At 39.0% G+C, this 18,784-nt stretch carries 13 protein-coding genes and 1 pseudogene; 12 read left to right on the top strand and 2 right to left on the bottom strand.

Annotated elements, in window-relative coordinates:
• Positions 1-356 precede the first annotated feature (356 nt).
• The 6 genes and pseudogenes from KKA81_10745 (at position 357) to KKA81_10720 (ending at position 5,010) form a co-directional block, all read left to right on the top strand.
• Positions 357-1,160, top strand: a complete 804-nt coding sequence (locus KKA81_10745) for a type IV toxin-antitoxin system AbiEi family antitoxin (GenBank protein MBU2651401.1) — start codon at positions 357-359, stop codon at positions 1,158-1,160.
• The gene (locus KKA81_10740) at positions 1,157-1,948 is read left to right on the top strand and encodes a nucleotidyl transferase AbiEii/AbiGii toxin family protein (GenBank protein MBU2651400.1); all 792 of its coding nucleotides are present in this window, start codon (positions 1,157-1,159) and stop codon (positions 1,946-1,948) included. Before KKA81_10745 ends, KKA81_10740 begins: the two co-directional genes overlap by 4 nt.
• A 163-nt stretch (positions 1,949-2,111) precedes the next feature.
• Complete coding sequence (locus KKA81_10735; GenBank protein ID MBU2651399.1) at positions 2,112-2,594, top strand: JAB domain-containing protein; 483 nt, start codon at positions 2,112-2,114, stop codon at positions 2,592-2,594.
• A 366-nt stretch (positions 2,595-2,960) separates the two neighbouring features.
• Positions 2,961-3,800 (top strand): hypothetical protein, encoded by an 840-nt coding sequence (locus KKA81_10730; protein ID MBU2651398.1) that lies wholly within the window; start codon positions 2,961-2,963, stop codon positions 3,798-3,800.
• A gap of 107 nt (positions 3,801-3,907) precedes the next feature.
• Positions 3,908-4,171 (top strand): hypothetical protein, encoded by a 264-nt coding sequence (locus KKA81_10725; GenBank protein ID MBU2651397.1) that lies wholly within the window; start codon positions 3,908-3,910, stop codon positions 4,169-4,171.
• Positions 4,168-5,010 (top strand): annotated as a pseudogene (locus KKA81_10720) (GIY-YIG nuclease family protein). Before KKA81_10725 ends, KKA81_10720 begins: the two are co-directional and overlap by 4 nt.
• A 196-nt stretch (positions 5,011-5,206) precedes the next feature.
• Here the strand turns inward: KKA81_10720 and KKA81_10715 are convergent.
• A complete protein-coding gene (locus KKA81_10715) occupies positions 5,207-7,120 on the bottom strand; it encodes a KAP family NTPase (GenBank protein MBU2651396.1) in 1,914 nt (637 codons plus the stop codon).
• A 257-nt stretch (positions 7,121-7,377) separates the two neighbouring features.
• On the opposite strand from KKA81_10715, the gene KKA81_10710 reads away from it, so the two are divergent.
• Positions 7,378-8,430, top strand: coding sequence for a hypothetical protein (locus tag KKA81_10710; protein ID MBU2651395.1), 1,053 nt, complete (start codon positions 7,378-7,380; stop codon positions 8,428-8,430).
• Here the strand turns inward: KKA81_10710 and KKA81_10705 are convergent.
• On the bottom strand, positions 8,386-8,820 hold the full coding sequence (locus KKA81_10705) for a hypothetical protein (protein MBU2651394.1): 435 nt from the start codon (positions 8,818-8,820) through the stop codon (positions 8,386-8,388). The genes KKA81_10710 and KKA81_10705 overlap by 45 nt on opposite strands.
• Positions 8,821-9,488: 668 nt before the next feature.
• Between KKA81_10705 and KKA81_10700 the strand changes: the two genes are divergently transcribed.
• The 5 genes from KKA81_10700 to KKA81_10680 all read left to right on the top strand — a co-directional run bounded on the left by KKA81_10700 (position 9,489) and on the right by KKA81_10680 (position 18,404).
• A complete protein-coding gene (locus KKA81_10700; GenBank protein MBU2651393.1) occupies positions 9,489-11,048 on the top strand; it encodes a fibrobacter succinogenes major paralogous domain-containing protein in 1,560 nt (519 codons plus the stop codon).
• Positions 11,049-11,150: 102 nt separating this feature from the next.
• Positions 11,151-12,131 carry a fibrobacter succinogenes major paralogous domain-containing protein gene (locus KKA81_10695; GenBank protein ID MBU2651392.1) on the top strand — a complete coding sequence of 327 codons (981 nt, stop codon included), beginning with the start codon at positions 11,151-11,153 and terminating at the stop codon, positions 12,129-12,131.
• Between the two features lie 227 nt (positions 12,132-12,358).
• On the top strand, positions 12,359-14,380 hold the full coding sequence (locus KKA81_10690; GenBank protein ID MBU2651391.1) for a PEGA domain-containing protein: 2,022 nt from the start codon (positions 12,359-12,361) through the stop codon (positions 14,378-14,380).
• A gap of 231 nt (positions 14,381-14,611) precedes the next feature.
• Entirely contained in the window at positions 14,612-16,414 is a 1,803-nt protein-coding gene (locus KKA81_10685; GenBank protein MBU2651390.1) for a PEGA domain-containing protein, read from the top strand.
• 151 nt (positions 16,415-16,565) lie between these two features.
• Entirely contained in the window at positions 16,566-18,404 is a 1,839-nt protein-coding gene (locus tag KKA81_10680; GenBank protein MBU2651389.1) for an LPP20 family lipoprotein, read from the top strand.
• The last annotated feature ends 380 nt before the right edge of the window (positions 18,405-18,784 follow it).

Raw genomic sequence — 18,784 nt, 5'->3', positions numbered from 1 at the left:
ATTTTTTCAGATTTGTCGTCATTCATTTCAGCCGGGACGCACTAAATAGGCCATGCACTTATGTCAAAAAATAACTCCTGATCATTACGTCCAAATATTTCGTATATTGATGCCATAATCTCATCTCCATGAGAATAACAATCACTACAAAACTCGCTAACAATATCTTCCATGGATATGCGGGAGGGAACAGCGACCTGGTTTGAAAAATGGGGAGTACTTAAAATGGAGATTATCATGAACATCTATTAGATAATTGAGGTGATTTTGGTACTAATGAAAAAATATGCAGTCGAGCTTGCAATAAACCCCTAAAAAAAGGGTATATTGCAAGTCATTTTACAAGTAGTAATTAAATGGAGAATTCTTATAGACATACAGTAGATTATATAGATGATCTTAAGTCAAATGGAAAATATTCATTTAGAAGTGAAGATTTAGGTAATGTTCTAAGTAAGAGTACCAGGAACATTAAAAAAGATTTGGACAGACTTAAAAACAAAGGTGAAATCTATAATGTGAGAAGGGGGTTTTATATAATCATACCGGATCAGTATAGGAACATGGGCCTTCTTCCTGTGGAGTTATTTGCCGATGATCTTATGAAGTTTATTGGTAAAAAATACTATGTGGGATTATACAGTGCAGCCATGCTCCATGGTGCTGCACACCAGCAGCCTCAGGAGTTCTATGTTGTAAATGAAAGCCCAAATATTAGAAATGTTAAGAAAGACAACCTCATCATTAATTTTTCTGAAAAGAAAAACTTCCCGGAGTCCGGTATTGAGGATAAAAAGACGGATACAGGGTTCCTCAAAGTATCTGGGAAAGAGCTCACATTTCTAGACTTGATCTACTATGAGAAATTATTAGGGGGTTTGAACAGGATCATCTCAATATTAATCGAGTTATCCGAGGAAATGAAAGTTGGGTTATTCCGAAAGGCTATCAAAAACAAATTCCCTAACTCTGTTTACCAGCGTGCAGGGTATATTCTGGAGAATGCAATCTATGCAAACGAATTTGCTGAAATTGTAAAAGAACATCTTACCAACAAGAAGTTCCGGAACGTCTTATTGAATCCTATTGGTAAGAAATACGGACCCGTTGACCAGAAGTGGAAAGTACAGGTTAATATTCAATTGGAGAGCGATTTATGATTCCAAGGGCATTTATTACCGAGTGGCAGAAAAATGCCCCATGGCGGAGTAATGCTCAGGTGGAGCAAGATCTTATAATAGAAAGGACCCTTGTTGAGATGTTCTCAGATAAAATGATCCGAGAGAATCTTGCTTTTCGTGGAGGTACAGCGTTACACAAAATATTCTTCAAGCCTCAAGTAAGATATTCTGAGGATATCGATCTAGTTCAAATAAAACCCGGACCTATAAAGCCAGTCTTACATAGAATACGTGAAAGACTTTCCTTTATTGGTAAAACACGAACAGTGAAACAAAATGCAAATAATACGACAGTCATATATCGGTTCCAGACACAAATAGAACCGATCGTTCAAAGCAGGTTAAAACTAGAGATAAATTGCAGGGAACATTTAAATGTATTAGGCTGGTACTCGATCAATCATAGCCTGAACAGTTCATACTTTCAAGGTGAGTCGGAAATAGTTTCATATAAACTCGAAGAACTTTTAGGGACAAAACTGAGGGCATTATATCAAAGAAAAAAGGGAAGGGATCTATTTGATCTATTCTATGCTCTTAGTAATTCACCTCTGAATACCGGAGAAATAATAAGATGTTATCGGGAATACATGACTTTTACGAATGAAAGACCTGCAACTGCAAGAGAATTTACATTAAACATGGATGCAAAAATGAAGGATGAGCTTTTTCTGGGCGATATTACTTCCTTAATAAGACCAGAGGTAAAGTTTGATATGAATGTGGCCTATGAATTGGTAAAACAAGAATTAATTGACAAAATCTAACCATTAACCAACCCAATAATCCAGGTTGCAGGGTGCAGGTTTCAGGATGATATCAAGCGCTTGCATGGTGAAGGCATGGGGACATCCTTGAACAATGCCGTTGCAGATGAATTTGAAAGCCATCCCAGAATCTCTATCGAAAATGGCAGATTCATCAATGCAGATGTGTAGCCTCCAGGATGTTCTGCGTACAGGTGATAACTTGCAGAACTATTTTACGGAGGTAACGGTGAACTATAAACAGGTCATCGAACACAACAAGCGCATAGGCATCTCCAGCTCAGGGGATGCCTATGATGTGCTCAGGAAACTATGGAGTGACCGTATTGATCATGTTGAGGAATTCGTTATCCTGCTCTTGGATCGTGCCAACTGCCTTCTGGGATGGAGCCATATCTCTACAGGCGGCATCTCCGGTTGTGTGGCAGATCTCCGGGTTATCTTTCAGACATCTCTTAAAGCTAATGCCACATCGATCATTGCTGCTCACAATCACCCTTCTGGGAACCTTAAACCTTCTGAAAGCGATCTTGTACTGACTCGCAAGATCAAAGAATCTGATGATTTGATGGATATCAAATTACTTGACCATTTGATTATATCAAACGAATCATATTACTCGTTTTCTGATGAAGGAATTATCTAACGCTATGAAAGAGAGCTATCTGTGCTCTCTTTTATTTTTTTACCTCACAAAACCTCACATCTTACTAAAAAGTAAATAAGTATAAAAACGATCTTTATCCTTCAAATAAACTGTCAGTAAAGTGTTCTAAAGGTTCTTACATCATTTCTATACTAATTAACTGAACCTCGGCAAAAAATATTCTTTTATTAACAACTATGTTAGGATTATCGCAGAAAGAAAGCACCAGGTTTTCACAAACTGGGTAAAACACTTACTCGGTGGCAATTCCATAAAAAAACCACAGAAGTATCTTTAACATTTAATTTTTTCTCATACATTTGATGAAAAGCAATCAACGCCCGTTATAACCAAAATCAAAACACGATGAAAATAAAGAATTATGTTCTTACAACTTTGAGCATACTGGTATTATCTTCCTGTTCAACTACAAACTATTACCAGGTTTACAAAGCAAAGTCAGTAGAAAATTATCCGATTCAGGATGACCACATTGTTTTTGAAAACGATCATTGTCGGGTTTTTTATGATTTCTGGGGAGAGAATGGTGATTTTAGCTTCAGGGTTTACAATAAGACCGATGAGGATTTGTATATTGAGATGGGAAAGAGTTTTTGCGTGAATAATGGAATAGCCTATGATTATTACAAAGAAAGGGTTGTAACTTATTCACGTAGCTCGGGAGTATCATCGGCTGCATCCGCTTCCGGGGCCAAATCAGTAAGCGGCATTAATTATTATGACCTTCTCCAGACCAACATCATTTCGCTATCCGCTTCAACCGCTATCCTGACAAACGCAGGTTATTCAGTTTCTTATGGAGAAGAAAAGGTAATCTGCATTCCAAGTGGCACATCCAAGGTGATCACTGAATACAACATTAACACAACCCTTATTCGCAGTTGTGATCTTTTGCGATTTCCCAGGAAGAACTTTGAATCTCTGACATATTCACCGGAAAACAGCCCAATAATTTTCTCAAACAGGATTGTTTATAAGATCGGTAGCATGGATGAGAGCTTTGATTTTGAAAATGAATTCTATGTATCAGAGATTACTAATTACCCGGAAACCCAAGTGATTATGAGAAGGTACAAAGAATATTGTGGTCAAAAATCAATATATACAGCAATGTTTTATGTAAATCCATCACCTGACAAGTTTTTTATCAAATACACTAAAAGCAATGATACTTTAAAATACTAATTATTAGTTACATTTAAAATAGCGGTCAGGCTAAAACGACAGCCACGAACCTCAACGGGGAAGCTGAAAACCGAGAAGAGTAAGCAAAAAATAAAACAAGAGTAAAAATGGCAACAATTAAAGAAGTAACATCGTTCCCAGATTTCAAAGTTCAAATTGTAACATCTATCCCAGACCTTTATGTTTATGTTACGAAGAACAAATCAGAAGCTAAAGGAAGTGACAGTATTTGGTTTTTTGACAATTCGTTTCCTGACAAGAAAATCCAGTTTGTAAAGAGTTTCCCAGACTTGAAAATTCAATATGTAAACTCAAAGAGTGCTGCGGGTTGGAAAAACAAATCTCACAAACTTCAAAACAGAATTGGATGAGTGAAATCAAGATTGAAAATATATTAAAACTAATAGAAAGTGATTTAAGTTACTACAAATTGCATCTTGCTTGTTGGAACGGACACGAACAACCTTTAAACGTATATTTAGAAAGTTGGGACAAGTGGGTTAATTGGAATGAATGGCGTGGTAACAAAAACGACTTTAACCGAGAATATATTTTCAGCTTAATTCGATTTTATCACGAACCAAATAAATGGTTGTTTGGTGGTATTTTCAGAGTAGTGAAAAGACTTGAAGATTGAGCAAATACAGAAGTAGGCTACGAGCTGGAACTTGTTGAATTACATAAAGAACTTATTGGGCGTCTTGTCATTGACTTTTATCGCCATCAAGGTTTACGCGGACGAGCATACAGACTTGAAGGCTATTACAAGGACTTTATTGTATCAGAAATTCTTAAAAAACCTTTTGACGGAATTAACTTCCCAGACTACGAAAACATAAACATTGACTTTCCTGAGTTAGAAATGGTTTTCAAGTATCAAAAGAACGATTGGAAAGGTGCGTTAGAAAAAGTCAAAGGTGTTTATGTAATAGCTGACAAATCAAACGGCAAAAAATATGTTGGTTCTGCATATGGTGACTTTGGTATTTGGTCAAGATGGGCTGTTTATGTAGGTACTGGACACGGCTTTAATGACGAATTGACAAAAATAATTTCAGAGAACGGAATAGACTACGCAAGACAAAATTTTAGATTCAGTTTATTAGAATATCGTTCTATGAGAATTGATGACAACGTGATAATAAACAGAGAATCATATTGGAAAGAAGTTTTATTGACAAGGGGCCCATTCGGTTACAACAAAAACTAAATGACAGCAGACTTGAAACATAACTAAAGACAAGAAGCCCGGTAAATGGATGCCTTTTTTGACAAGTTGTAAATATAGTTAAGCTTGTTGAAATTTGCAAGTGTTGAACCGGAACGGAAACAAGCTCTGCTGAAGAGGAAGCTGTTAGGGAAAGGTTTTGAATCAGATTGGTTATTTTTCAATTTATATACTCATTTTAGGTAAGTTCATATGTATAATCATCTGATAAATACTTACTTAGCAAATCAGCATTTTTTTTACCAAAATCCTTCTCTTTAAGAATTTTACCAGAATGATTTTCTTTCAAGTCCTTACTATTTTCTATCAGCTGAAAAATTCTTCCTTTACTACTTTCGAAATCATCCATAGTAGGAACAATGAGTTTGTACCAATCTATGCCATGTGAATAATTTCTAATGTTAGAAGTTTCAATGCCTTCAATTAAAGGCTTACGGTAATCTTTACGAAAATCACGAAGCAAGTTAATATCGACACTGAATCCTCGATAAATCGATATCCCAGCAAATTTTGACCTTCCCCCTTCATTTGCATATATCGTCACACCCATGGATGGCGAATACTTATAAACAAAATCGGGATATTGATCTCTTATAGATCTCTCAATATGGGTGATTAACTCCTTGACGGATTTGAACTTAAGTTCGGAATACTTCATGTTATTTAAATATTCCTCCAGATTATTCAATACAACCCGCTGAAATGGTTTTGATTGTTTTGCTTCAACATCATCATCGACGGATGTAATTGAAGTGAAAGCAATTGAGCTTTGAATTATATCTGGTAGATCTTCACCCAATTTATCTCTCAGGATATTTAACAATTCAATAATTGATAATGCTTTAACCTTCAGATAAGTGTCCTTTTGACAAAAGTTCCAGAGAAATTGTTCCCACTCTTCATCGATAAAATGATGATCCATTTCTGGAGAAATGATTTCTTCAACACCATTTTGTCTTGCAAATACTTTATTCCATTTGGTAAAATCAGGTTCTTTACTAATAAGTCTATAAACTGTAGGAAATGAAATCTGTATACCAATGAGGGTGAAAAGGCAAAAGTCTTCCATACTGCTTGCTGAATGATCTTTATCAAGGTCACGGATTCGTTTAAGAAGAGAATATGAATTGATATATCTTTTTATACTCCTGGGGGTATATCCAACGGCAAGTTGTACAATTTTTACGAGATCATCCTCAAAAGAATTATCAATCTTAAGATTAATGCTTTCAAATTTCGCTTTTAGTAATTTATCAATCTGATATGCACTAACTGGCATTGAGAAAGGCAGCTGAATAATCTTATCAAAGAAAGACCGAAATTCCCTTTCATTTTTATCTGTTTTAGGACCAAATTTCTTTTCAAGCCCCTTTATAACGACATCATAATCAATAGCCAGGATAAAAACACAATAATTCAAATCAAAAATATTTTTCAATGCTTCAAGAATCTCAACGGCCACCGGCGGATCTATCCTATCAAGGTCGTCAACAAAGAATACGATCTTATCTATTGGGTTTTCCGGATCTTTTATAATAAGATCTATTATATCTCTGATCTTTTCTTTTACTTCAGCAATTTCTGAAGTTAGCCTTTCTTTGCTTATATCTGGTGCATCAACACCAGCAAATTTATTTGCAGCAATATTTATGGCAAATTTACCAATCATCGCTAATCCTTTATATACCTGGTCTTTAACCTCATTAAAACGTTGCTCATTTTTCCAGTGCCCTTCTTCCTTACAAGTTTTTATCAGGTTTTCAAGTAACCCTTTAAGTACAGAAGGAGTTGTTTCTGCCGGAGTTCTGAATAAAGAATATTCCCATGTATTTACCCAGGCCGAGGCAACATTTTTCTTGCCTAACAATTCTTTGATCATAAACATAATACTGGTTTTTCCAGTCCCCCACTCACCTTGTATTCCAATAGTTAATGGAGTCGAACTGGTACATATAAAATCAGCCAATGCCTGAGCATAGTTTTCAATACCCAGCAAATTATCTTTCAGGTAATTTATGGGAATATCGTTGATAGAGGATGTATAGTTATGACCTCCGTATTTAGATGTGCTGGAATTGTCAGTATTTTCCATGGTTAAGATGTTTCAATTTTACACAATTGAGCTATAAATATAAAATAATTTCTCATACGAAGCAATACTTGCAGACTGAAAAAATGCTGATGGTCTATAACTTACGTTAATTAATACTCCTTTCTATCAGAAGAACCTACTAATACATACAAATACCCAATAATAATGCATAGCTGATATTTAATGAATTTCAGGCATTCTTCTTTTACCCAACCCGATTTTTTTCATACCTTTAGTTAGTTAATTGACCATCCAATATGAATCTAAAAAAATCAGAACTGATATTAGTAAGTATGAAAATTGCCTACCGTTTGTTTTCTCCGGTAATAATCATTTTCATTATTTCTACAAGTATTATATTACACCATGCTTGCGGTAAGAAAGATTGGGATAATCCATACGACAGCAACAATAATCTTTCCGATTGGGGACCCTATGACTTATATGTAATGGAAACAGGTGTAAACAAAATTCTTCTTACCTGGCATTGTGATGTGACACAGATAGATGGATTCAAAATAGACAAAAAAGAAGGAGACAGTGCATGGAATGAAGGATACGCGGAAACAGGAAAAAATTTTATGAGTTTCATCGACAGTGGCAACTTCATTCCTGGAAACATATATCATTACCGGGTAGCCGCGTTCTATGGGGGTGGCCTTTCGGACTATGCAGAGAATAACGTAATTATATTTATTTGCGGAGTTTCATTTACAGATCACAGGAATGGATTAAGTTATAAAACAACCCTGATTGGTGAACAATGCTGGATGGCTGAAAATTTAAATTCTGTTGCAGGAAACTCCTGGTGCTATGAAAATAATGCAATCTATTGTGATTCTCTTGGCCGGCTTTATGACTGGCAAACACTGATGAGTGGTACTAGCAGCAGCAATAGTGTTCCCAGCGGGGTACAAGGTATTTGCCCTCCAGGATGGCATGTTCCCAGTCATGCTGAATGGAAAATTCTGGAAGGATATGTAGACAGCCATTATAGCCTCGGTGATCCCGAATGGGACCAAACCGGTTTCCGTGGTTTTGATGCAGGGAAAAAACTTAAAGCTGAATCGGGTTGGAATTACTTGGGAAACGGAACAAATGAATACGGTTTTTCAGCTTTACCCGGTGGCTATCGCAATGACAATGGATACTACGGAGGTTATATTGGATTTAATGGTTTATTCTGGTCATCAACAGAAAGCAATAGTGCAGAAGCCTGGTATCGGGATTTTCAGAATGACCGGGATGAGATCAGGAGTAACTATTTAGGTAAAGGTTATGGCCTTTCTGCCCGTTGCCTTAAAGATTAAAAAAAATGATAATGGAATCAATAAAACATTTATTGATAAATTCCCCTGTCCACTCCCAAAGCATGTTGAGCTGGAGAATAATTGGATTTCTTCGAGAAAATTATAAATATTGATTCCAAGTTTAGGAAACTCTTCATGATAATTCAGCAACAGATCCTGGAAAATCTTTGCCAGGTTGGTCTTTTCATCATACAGGATATCCACCCAGCGTTGCATACATTCCAGCCATATTTCCGGATCATATACTCTAAGAAACGATTCAAAGCCTTGATCATTTTCATAGATATATAACCCTCGTGCATTCCAAAAACTTACAAATGAACCCTTAATCCATTGTCGTTCGAGAATAACTTGCCCCCATTTCCATTTGCGGTAACTTCTCGTAATCAACAAACATGCATTTTCTTATTCAGTCCAGTGATGATATTCTCTGGGACGTTTTGGTTTAAATGCCAATGAATTATCCTTAACATACTTAAAAATAAGGATGCCATTCTCTATCCACAAGTAGATCTCATTTTCAAAAAAGTCCGGGTAAATGACTTTTCTCAGGTATAGCTAATGTTGGTCGGTTTCCCATAAATATTGTCGTCCGTCGTAACCACTATCCGGAAAATAATAGTTACCTACAACACAATACAATAACCCTGGCTTATGTGGATTTTATCAATTGGAGATCGGTTATAAATATAGAAAACCGGCCTTTTAACACCATCCAAAATAATTTTGTCTTTAAATCCATAGTACTAATCACAATCCATACATCCTTTTTTCTATCCGGGTAATTATAAAAATACACTTTCAAAACATACGTTTTTCCGTTTTTAGTATCTTTTAGAAAAAAAATAGCGAAAATCAACGAGTATCTCCACATCATATTAACACACCATCTATACAAATATTCATCTTTTAGATACGAATAATAGCAAAGCGCATACGATGGATAAGTAAATCCATAAGTAATTTTTTCCTTTCTCCAGACCTGTTTTTTTTGTAATTTGCAAGATGTTGTTTATCTTAAAAACCTTGGAAATGCAACAACCCCAAATCAGGAAGTCATGAAATCAACATACCGTATTTCAATTCAGGTCGCTATTGCGCTTTTCATTCTGTTTTCTTTGGCCATAATCTATTCCTGCCAAAAACGGGAGTGGGAAAATCCTTACGATGAAAATGCTTCACCCTCAGATTGGGCACCGTACGATTTGCAGATAATTGACATAAGCCTTTCTGAAAAAATGCTGACATGGAATTGTAATGAAACTCATATAGATGGTTTTATCTTTGATCGCAAAGTCGGAAATGACCTATGGCAGTTGAAATATAAAATAATACCCGTCGGAACCTTTGAAACAACCGACAACGATATAATTCCGGATCCCGATATAACTTACCAATACCGAATTTATGCTTTTGCCGGTATGAAGCATTCTGATGCCGCAGAAATATCAAAAACTTTCAGTATATCACCTATTACGAACTTGCATGTAGAATTGATTTCTTTAACTGAAATACATCTGACATGGCAGGATGGTACTACCGGTGAAGACGGCTTTAAAATAGACCGTAAAGTAGGAAACTTAGCCTGGGAGACAGCCTATGCAACGATAAATGAAAATGTGACAGGCTTTACAGATAATAATTTCCCCTTGAATAACACGATCTATTACAAAGTTTACGCTTATGTTGATACAGCTCATTCGGGGTTTTCACAATCCGAAATAAATACCCAAATACCGGCTCCGGACAATTTAAATTTAACTCAGGTCAATTGGCAAGAAATATCGCTTACCTGGTCAGATCACAGCCAGGGTGAAGACGGTTTTAAAATCGACCGCAAATTAGGCAATTCAAGCTGGGAGGCGGCATATGGGACAGTAAATGAAAATGTTACACTCTTTACGGATAGTGGTGACTTTAATAATGGAGACAATGTATATTACCGGATTTATGCTTTCTTTGATATTTATAATTCAACATTCACTGAAAATAATATCCAAATATTTATTTGCGGGCATAACTATACCGACCTAAGGGATAACAAATTATATTCAACAACCCTTATAGGTACTCAATGCTGGATGGCCGAAAACCTGAATTACCAGACAAGCAACTCCTGGTGCTATGATAACAATGCATCCAACTGCGATACATATGGCAGATTATACAACTGGGGTGCATTAATGAATGGATCATCTAGCAGCAATGCAGTTCCCAGCGGAGTAAAGGGTATTTGTCCTGAGGATTGGCATATTCCCAGTGATGAGGAATGGAAAATACTTGAGGGATCTGTAGATAGCCAGTATTATGTTGGTGATCCTGTATGGAATAATGATGGATGCCGTGGTTCAGATGCAGGCAAAAAATTAAAATCCTCAACTGGATGGAACAGTGGCGGAAACGGTACAAATGACTATGGCTTTTCCGCATTGCCGGGCGGTTACCGCGGGAGCAATTGGAATTTTTACAGTATAGGAGCCGAGGACTACTTTTGGTCTTCTGCGGGAAGCGACGCTTTTAACGCATGGGGCCGGGGGTTAACCTTCGACAACAACGGTGTGTATCGCAACGACTACAATAAGGTCGCCGGACTTTCTGTTCGTTGTCTCCGGGATTAGGACTATTTGATTATTTTTTTAATTTCATCCTCTGAAGCGACAGCGAGGAGAAAACCAGGGGTTAAAAGTTTATAAAGTTCTTAAAGTTGAAAGTTTGTAAATATGAAATCATCACACGGTATTTCTGTTAAGCTAATTATTGCGCTTTTTATTCTGTTTTCTTCGGTCTTGATTAATTCCTGCCAAAAACGGGAGTATGATAATCCTTATGATGAGCATGTTCTGGCTTCTGCCTGGGCACCTTATGACCTGCAAATATCCGATATTAGCATTACCGAAAAAAAGCTGGAGTGGAAGTGCGATGCATCTAATGTTGAAAATTTCATTATCGACCGTAAGGCTGGAAACTCAGAATGGCAGTTAAACTATAGGATCATTCCTGCAGGTACCTTTGAAACAACAGACAATGATATCATTCCCAGTTCCGATATCACTTATCAATATCGTATCTATGCCACAGCAGGCACAAGACATTCTGCGCCTGCAGAAATATCCATTAATTTTGCATGCCCAAGCCCATTTAAAGACCCAAGAAATGGTAAATCATACAAAGCAGTACAAATAGGCACCCAATGCTGGATGGCCGGGAACCTGAATTATCAAACCGGCAACTCGTGGTGCTATGATAATAATTCCTCCTACTGCGATATTTACGGACGGCTATACGACTGGGCCACATTAATGAACGGAGCTTCCAGCAGCAATGCTGTTCCAAGCGGTGTACAGGGCATTTGTCCGGACGGATGGCATGTACCCAGTGATGCAGAATGGACAATACTGGTAGATTATCTTAGTGGCGATGGCATAGCCGGAGGAGCAATGAAGGAAGCCGGATATACACATTGGAATAGACCCAACACCGGAGCAACAAATTCAAGTGGCTTTTCCACATTGCCTGGCGGTTACCGCAGTATTTATGGTAGTTTCTACTATATGGGTAGCAGCGCCTACTTTGGGTCCTCTTCGGAGTACGATGCGAGCTACGCATGGGGCCGGATATTGTACTACGACTTCGATGATGTCAGCCGCAGCTACTACTATAAGGACTACGGTAGGTCTGTTCGTTGTCTCCGGGATTTTTAGACTATTTAAAACTTTGACAATTTGATTTATTTGAACAATACCCCACGAAGCGGGGTCAAAATTTTTAGAATTTGGTACTCTATAATGAATTACCGGTTTACAAGGAAAGCATTAATTTGCTGACAGATTAAAGATTAAAAAATAGATCTAAAAACTAAAAAAATAATATCTAAAGCAGAAACCTTAAATCAAAGCACCCAACCATATAACCATATAACCATATAACCATGCATAAACCCATCATAATCTTCTTATTCCTACTCTCAAGCAAAATAATCTTCGCCGACGAATTCGAGATCATCAAATTCTACGCATCCCATGGCGATCTGGCCGCTACCCGTAATCCCCAAAAGGACATTGACGGCAAAACCTGCGCTCTCATCAAGGTATTAACAGACATTCAGGGAATGGATTTTGATGCCAACGGTGGCATTGCAGCCGATGTGGTTCAAAAATCACCAGGAGAATACTGGCTGTATGTCTCACCGGGAGAAAAGGCCATCAAGCTCATGCATAGGGATTTCAAGCCGGAATGGTTCCAGATACCGGGAAGCGTGGAATCCGGCAGGGTATATATCCTGGAGGTAAAACGTAAAGGAGGTGCTGTTGCAGCCATTGATGAGAACCTTATCACACTTACCTTCCGGCTGAATGAGCCCGGAGTATTTATTTCCAGAAACAATGCTGCACCGGTGCAGGTTGAGGGAAAGAGCGTGGCAGACTTCCAGCTACCCCCCGGAGAATATACCTTCCGGTTTACCAAAGATGGTTTTGAGGATATTACCAAGTCCATATCGGTAGAAAAAGACCAGATTGTGGATATCAACCTACAACAAGGAGCAGCCACCACCAGGCTGAACCTTCCGGGAATCCTGAGCATATATTCTGCCCCGGACCAGGCAGAGGTATTCCTGAACGGACAGAAGGTCGGGTTCACCCCATTTACCGACCAGCTCATTGCCGGGGAATACCAGCTTATGCTGATGAAAGAACTGTATTATTCCTATTCCGGCACTTTTACCCTCCAGGAAGGTGAAACCAAGGAACTGCCTCTGATAAACCTCAAACCCAGGTTCGGATATATTGAAGTGATATCCACGCCTTCCGGAGCAGATGTTTATCTCGATAATAAACTTATCGGCCAAACCCCTGTTGCCCGCAGGGAAATCGAAAGCGGGGAGCATACCCTGCGAACGGAATTTAATTTGTATCACGACAAAACGGAGACATTCACAATAGAAGATGGAGACGACAGATCCTTCAACCTGGAACTGGTCCCAGCCTTCGGACAATTGAACATCACCTCGGAACCGGAAGGAGCCGCCGTGTATATCGATGAACAGATGGTAGGCAGCACCCCTTTTCTGAAAGATCAATGGCCATCCGGAATATACAAACTACGGCTCACCAGGGAACTGTGGACAGATGAAACCGAAACGATTGAGGTGAAAGACGGTCAGCAAACTGAGCGATTGATCGTGCTTACCAAAAACTTCGGTACGGTGAAGGTGAATGCCCAGGGAGCAACGATTTTACAGGATGAAAGGCAGATAGCAAAGGACAGTTACCAGGCAAACCTGAAGCCCGGGAGCTACAACTTTAAAGCTGTTAAGGACAAACACCGGGATGCTGAAAAAAAAATCTACATCACCATTGGCAGCAATGAAGAGATCACCCTGGAGCCGGAGCCGATCATGGGCAGCGTGAGTGTTTTCTCCGAGCCCATGGAAACCAAAGGAGCGAATATTTTTATCAACGGCAACAAACGCAAAGAAAATACACCGGCAGTGATCCCGCTGATCATCGGCAATTATGACATCAAGATTGAAAAACAAGGCTTCCTGGAAGCCAGTAAAAATGTGACGGTCAAGGAAGGTGAAAACCAGAAGCTCACCTTCCAGATGCAGACCTATCAGGGCAGCCTGCAACAGGAATACCGTAAACACAAAATCCGTAAATGGGCATGGCTGGGAGCCGCTGCAGCCAGTGCCGGAGCGGGAACGTACTTTTATCTTTCTGCAAACCAGAAATACGATGAATACAAGACAGCCACCGGTGATGCAACCAAACTGCACAACCAGGTGGAGACCTTTGACATTATCTATCCTGTGCTGTATGGCATTAGTGCAGCCTGTCTGGTGCCAGCCATCATTTATGCATCAAAGCAGGGAAAGGTGAAGCGGAAAATGAATGTTGCGGTCATGCCGCTGCAAGATGGAGCGGTTTTTAGCATTGCTTACACTTTCTAATCTTCAACAATCACTATTCGTTGATCGTTAATCAAAGGGATTGACGAACAACGATCAACCCTTCCTTCCGTCAGGGCTGGCTCTGTGTTGATTTTTGAAGTTGGCGTTCATCACAAATATTCAAAGATCAATGACAGATATTTACCAAACCATCATAAATGTTATTTCCCTTTGAAATATCCTTAAAATTTACAATATTTGAAGGGTATTTCACCCAAATCAACAAACCAAGTGAGCACGAAGAAGATTATCGTTATTTTCCTGGCTTTCTTTCCCTTTTGGGGTTTTGCCGATGAATTTGAAGTAAAAGATTTTAAAAAGGACGCTTCCGACCTTTCTACACAGCGCAATCCCAGGAAAGACATTGATGGAGAATACTGTGCATTGATAAAGGTCAGTACAGACATACAAGGAGCTAGTTTTATATCAAGCCAGGGAAATTGCGGTAATACAACGTACAGCAATGGAGAATACCGTGTTTACGTCTCACCCGGTGAGAGGCGGTTGGAAATCTTTGCGGATGGTTTTGCAAAGAAGTATTACAATTTCCCGTTACCCATTGAGGCTTCTTCGGTTTACCAAATGGTTCTGGTGCGAAACGTTACGGGAATGGGAGCCGTTGCTCAATTAGGTATGGTGCTCATTAAAAGTAACCCCACCGGTGCTGATGTATTCATTAATAACAACGCTACCGGCAAGACCACCCCTTTTCAGCAGCCTTTTGAAGCCGGCATTTACCGTTACACTCTAAAGAAAGACATGTACCATGAATTGACAGGAGAATTCACCATCCTCCCTGATCAAACAACAACCATAGAAAAAGCATTAGCTCCCGATTTTGGAAGCCTATACGTTGAAACAACTCCTGAAAGTGGAGCTATCATAACCATTGATGGCCGGGAGGAAGATCAGACTACTCCTGCAACCATTGAGCCCTTGTCACCTGGCAACCACACACTATCTGTAAGGATGGATATGTATGAAACAGTCCAGCAGGAGTTCTCTATTACTAAAGGAGAAATAACCCGCATACCCATAACTATGAACCCAACTTTTGCATTGATTAGCATCAATACTGATTCTGAAGCAGAGATCTTCATCAATAACGAAAGTCTTGGAAAAGGCAGCTTTTTAGTAAGGCTTATTGAAGGAACACACATTATTGAAGTTAAAAAAGATAAGCACTATTCAGAAAAACAAACCCTTAATATACTGGCAGGGGAAGCCAAACAACTAACTATTGATCTAAAACCCATCACTGGCACCCTGATAGTTAGGACAAAACCGCCGGAAGCCCTGGTAACTATTGATGGGGTAGATAAAGGAAAATCCCCACTGGTAATCAATAACATAATCATAGGATCACACTACATTAAACTTCAATTGGCTGGATACCAAGAGGAAGAAAGTATTGTAGAAGTATTAGAAAACCAGACAACAGAGATAGATGAAACACTTAAAGAGTCCAAAGGTAGTTCCATTATGAGTCCTGCTTACTCAAATGTAAACTTCAAAGATTGCAATGGCATTGGGACTGATCGACGGGATGGACAACAATATAAGGTAGTTAAGATTGGGAATCAATGCTGGATGGCAGAAAACCTCAAATTTAAAATGTACAACAGTTGGTGTTATGAGAATAAAAAAATAAATTGTGAGAAGTATGGTAGATTATATGATTGGGCTGCAGCAATGAGGGCTTGTCCAGAGGGTTGGCATTTGCCATCTGATAAAGATTGGTCAATTCTGATTGAATTTATGGGTAATATTCCTGTAAAAAAATTAACATCCACAAGTGACTGGAATAGTGGAGGAAACGGTACAGACGATTATGGATTTTCAGTGCTCCCTGGCGGTTACCGCAGCAATAATGATGCTTTCAACAATCTGAATTACATCGCCTATTTTTGGTCCTCTACGGAGCTAGGTACCTACGACGCATGGTACCGGGAGTTGATCTATGACAGCAATGATGTGCACCGGTATCTCACCAATAAGGCAAACGGGTTTTCTGTTCGCTGTCTCAGGGATTAGAACTAATGGACAATTTGACTGTTTGAAACATGAGTGAAGCAAAGAATGAGATTTGGGGCGTAGCCCCAACAACTTTTTTAAGTTCGTGGATTGTTCAGAAGTTGTATAACTCAGAAAGACTTAAACTGATTACATATAAAGCATAAATATCATGACAGCAATAGTGCGAATAACGTGTATTTCATATTTCTTTCTTGCGGTTTCCTTATCCTATGGGCAGACCATGGATGAGATCATGAATTCCAGAGATTACCTGTGGGGCAAGGGAGTATCCCAATCTTACGAAAAAGCCGGTAAACAGGCCATAGATAACCTGTTTTCCAAGATATCCGTGGAGGTAACAAGCAGTTTTACAAACTATGTGAGAGAGGAAAACGACAGCATCTATGAATTAACGGAATCTGTATTAAAAACATATTCCACAGGCCATCTGGAAGGCCTTGAGTCTCTGGAGACAATAAATGAAAGATCTGGGGAAACAACAGTTTTACGATATATAAAAAAAACAGACCTTACTAAGATCTTTGTAAACCGCAAGCAGAAGATCCTGAGCTTCGTCGATTGTGGTTACAAGGCCGATACAAACCTGAAAATAGGCGATGCCCTTCGTTATTATTACTGGGCACTGGTACTTCTGCGCACCCACCCGGAGTTCAACAGTATGACATATGCATTCGAAGGTGAACCGGAAATGCTTTTATCTACACTCTTATACGAACGATTAAACAGCTTGCTGGGCAACATTGATATTTCTATCCACAACACTTTGAAAGAACCGGAAAAGGACATGATAACCTATACAGTATTCCTGAAATACAAAGGTAAGCCTATTGGAAACCTGGATTATTGGTATTATTCCGGGAGTAATTATACAGGTCCCATCGGTGCAAAGGATGGTTTCGGCGCAATTGAATTGTCTGGAAACTATGCTGACAATGCAGATCGCATCCGTTTCCTGGTAGAATATAAATATGAGAATGAATGCAAATACGACACTGAGCTAAGAAATGTCATGCAAAACACTCCTCCCCCACCCGATTTTAAAAAGTCAGCACATTGGATCTCTTTACCGGAAAAGGATGACATACCCAGGATGCAGGCCAAAAAAATGAACATGAAATACCATGCTCCTCAGGAAAAGAAAATACAAACAAGGGATTATAAGAAGATCATCGAGAATATTCATGATGCCATTGAAAAAAAGGATACACAATCCATCCGGGAGCATTTCACAGAAGATGGATATGATATGTATAATAAACTGATAACCAATGGAAATGTAAAGGTTTTACCATTACAGGATACAATAACGGTCGTAGAGGTGAACAACGAGATCATTGTCCGTTCCCTTCCCATGATGTTTTCTTATCACAACAACACGAAGAAATTCCTGGAAGATGTAGTTTTCACTTTTAACCAGGAGCAAAAGATCGATGCAGTTTCTTTCGCATTGGGAAAAAAGGCCATTAGTGACATCATGAACAAACCCGAACCCTGGGGAACCCTGGAGGAACGCTATTTGCTCATTCAGTTCATGGAGTATTACAAGACAGCCTATGCATTAAAGCGCCTGGATTATATCGAATCCATCTTCGCAGACAATGCACTGATCATAGTAGGGCATGTCTTCAAAAATGATAACACCCCATTGGATGCAATGTACATGAAGCTGGGCAATGAAAAGGTAAAGTACATCTACCATACCAAAGAATCATACATAAAGGCTTTAAGGAACGTCTTCAACAGCAATGAGTTTGTCAACATCCAGTTTGAAGATAATGAAGTAAGCCGCACCAACCGGCTGGAAGATAAGTTGTACGGCATACAGATCGCACAGAATTACTATTCATCCACCTATGCAGATAAAGGATACCTGTTCCTGCTAATCGACCTGAACGACAGCATGAACCCAAAGATCTACGTCCGATCCTGGCAACCGGAGAAGAACCCGGATGGAAGCGTTATCGGTTTGACTGATTTTCATTTTTAGTTTATCAACTTGCGAATTTTGAAAAATAATTGAGAAGGATTCAGTTGAAAATGTTTCAACCATGTTTCAACCAACAATCAAATAGATAGGCTTCACAAATAAAAAAAGGCTCTGAAATATTTATTTTCAAAGCCTTTTCAAGTGTCGGGGTAGTCACGCTTTTAGCGTGACGACCTTCCCGCCTCAGGCGGGACGAGCTAACCGGACTGATGGTTGGTAACAACAAAAAACCTCGCACTTTTGTGCAAGGTTTTTTCATTTGGTCGGGGTAGTCACGCTTTTAGCGTGACGACCTTCCCGCCTCAGGCGGGACGAGCTAACCGGACTGATGGTTGGTAACAACAAAAAACCTCGCACTTTTGTGCAAGGTTTTTTCATTT

This window comes from Bacteroidota bacterium (genome assembly GCA_018831055.1).
Lineage (GTDB): Bacteria > Bacteroidota > Bacteroidia > Bacteroidales > B18-G4 > M55B132.
This window is presented reverse-complemented; position numbering and strand designations above follow the sequence as displayed.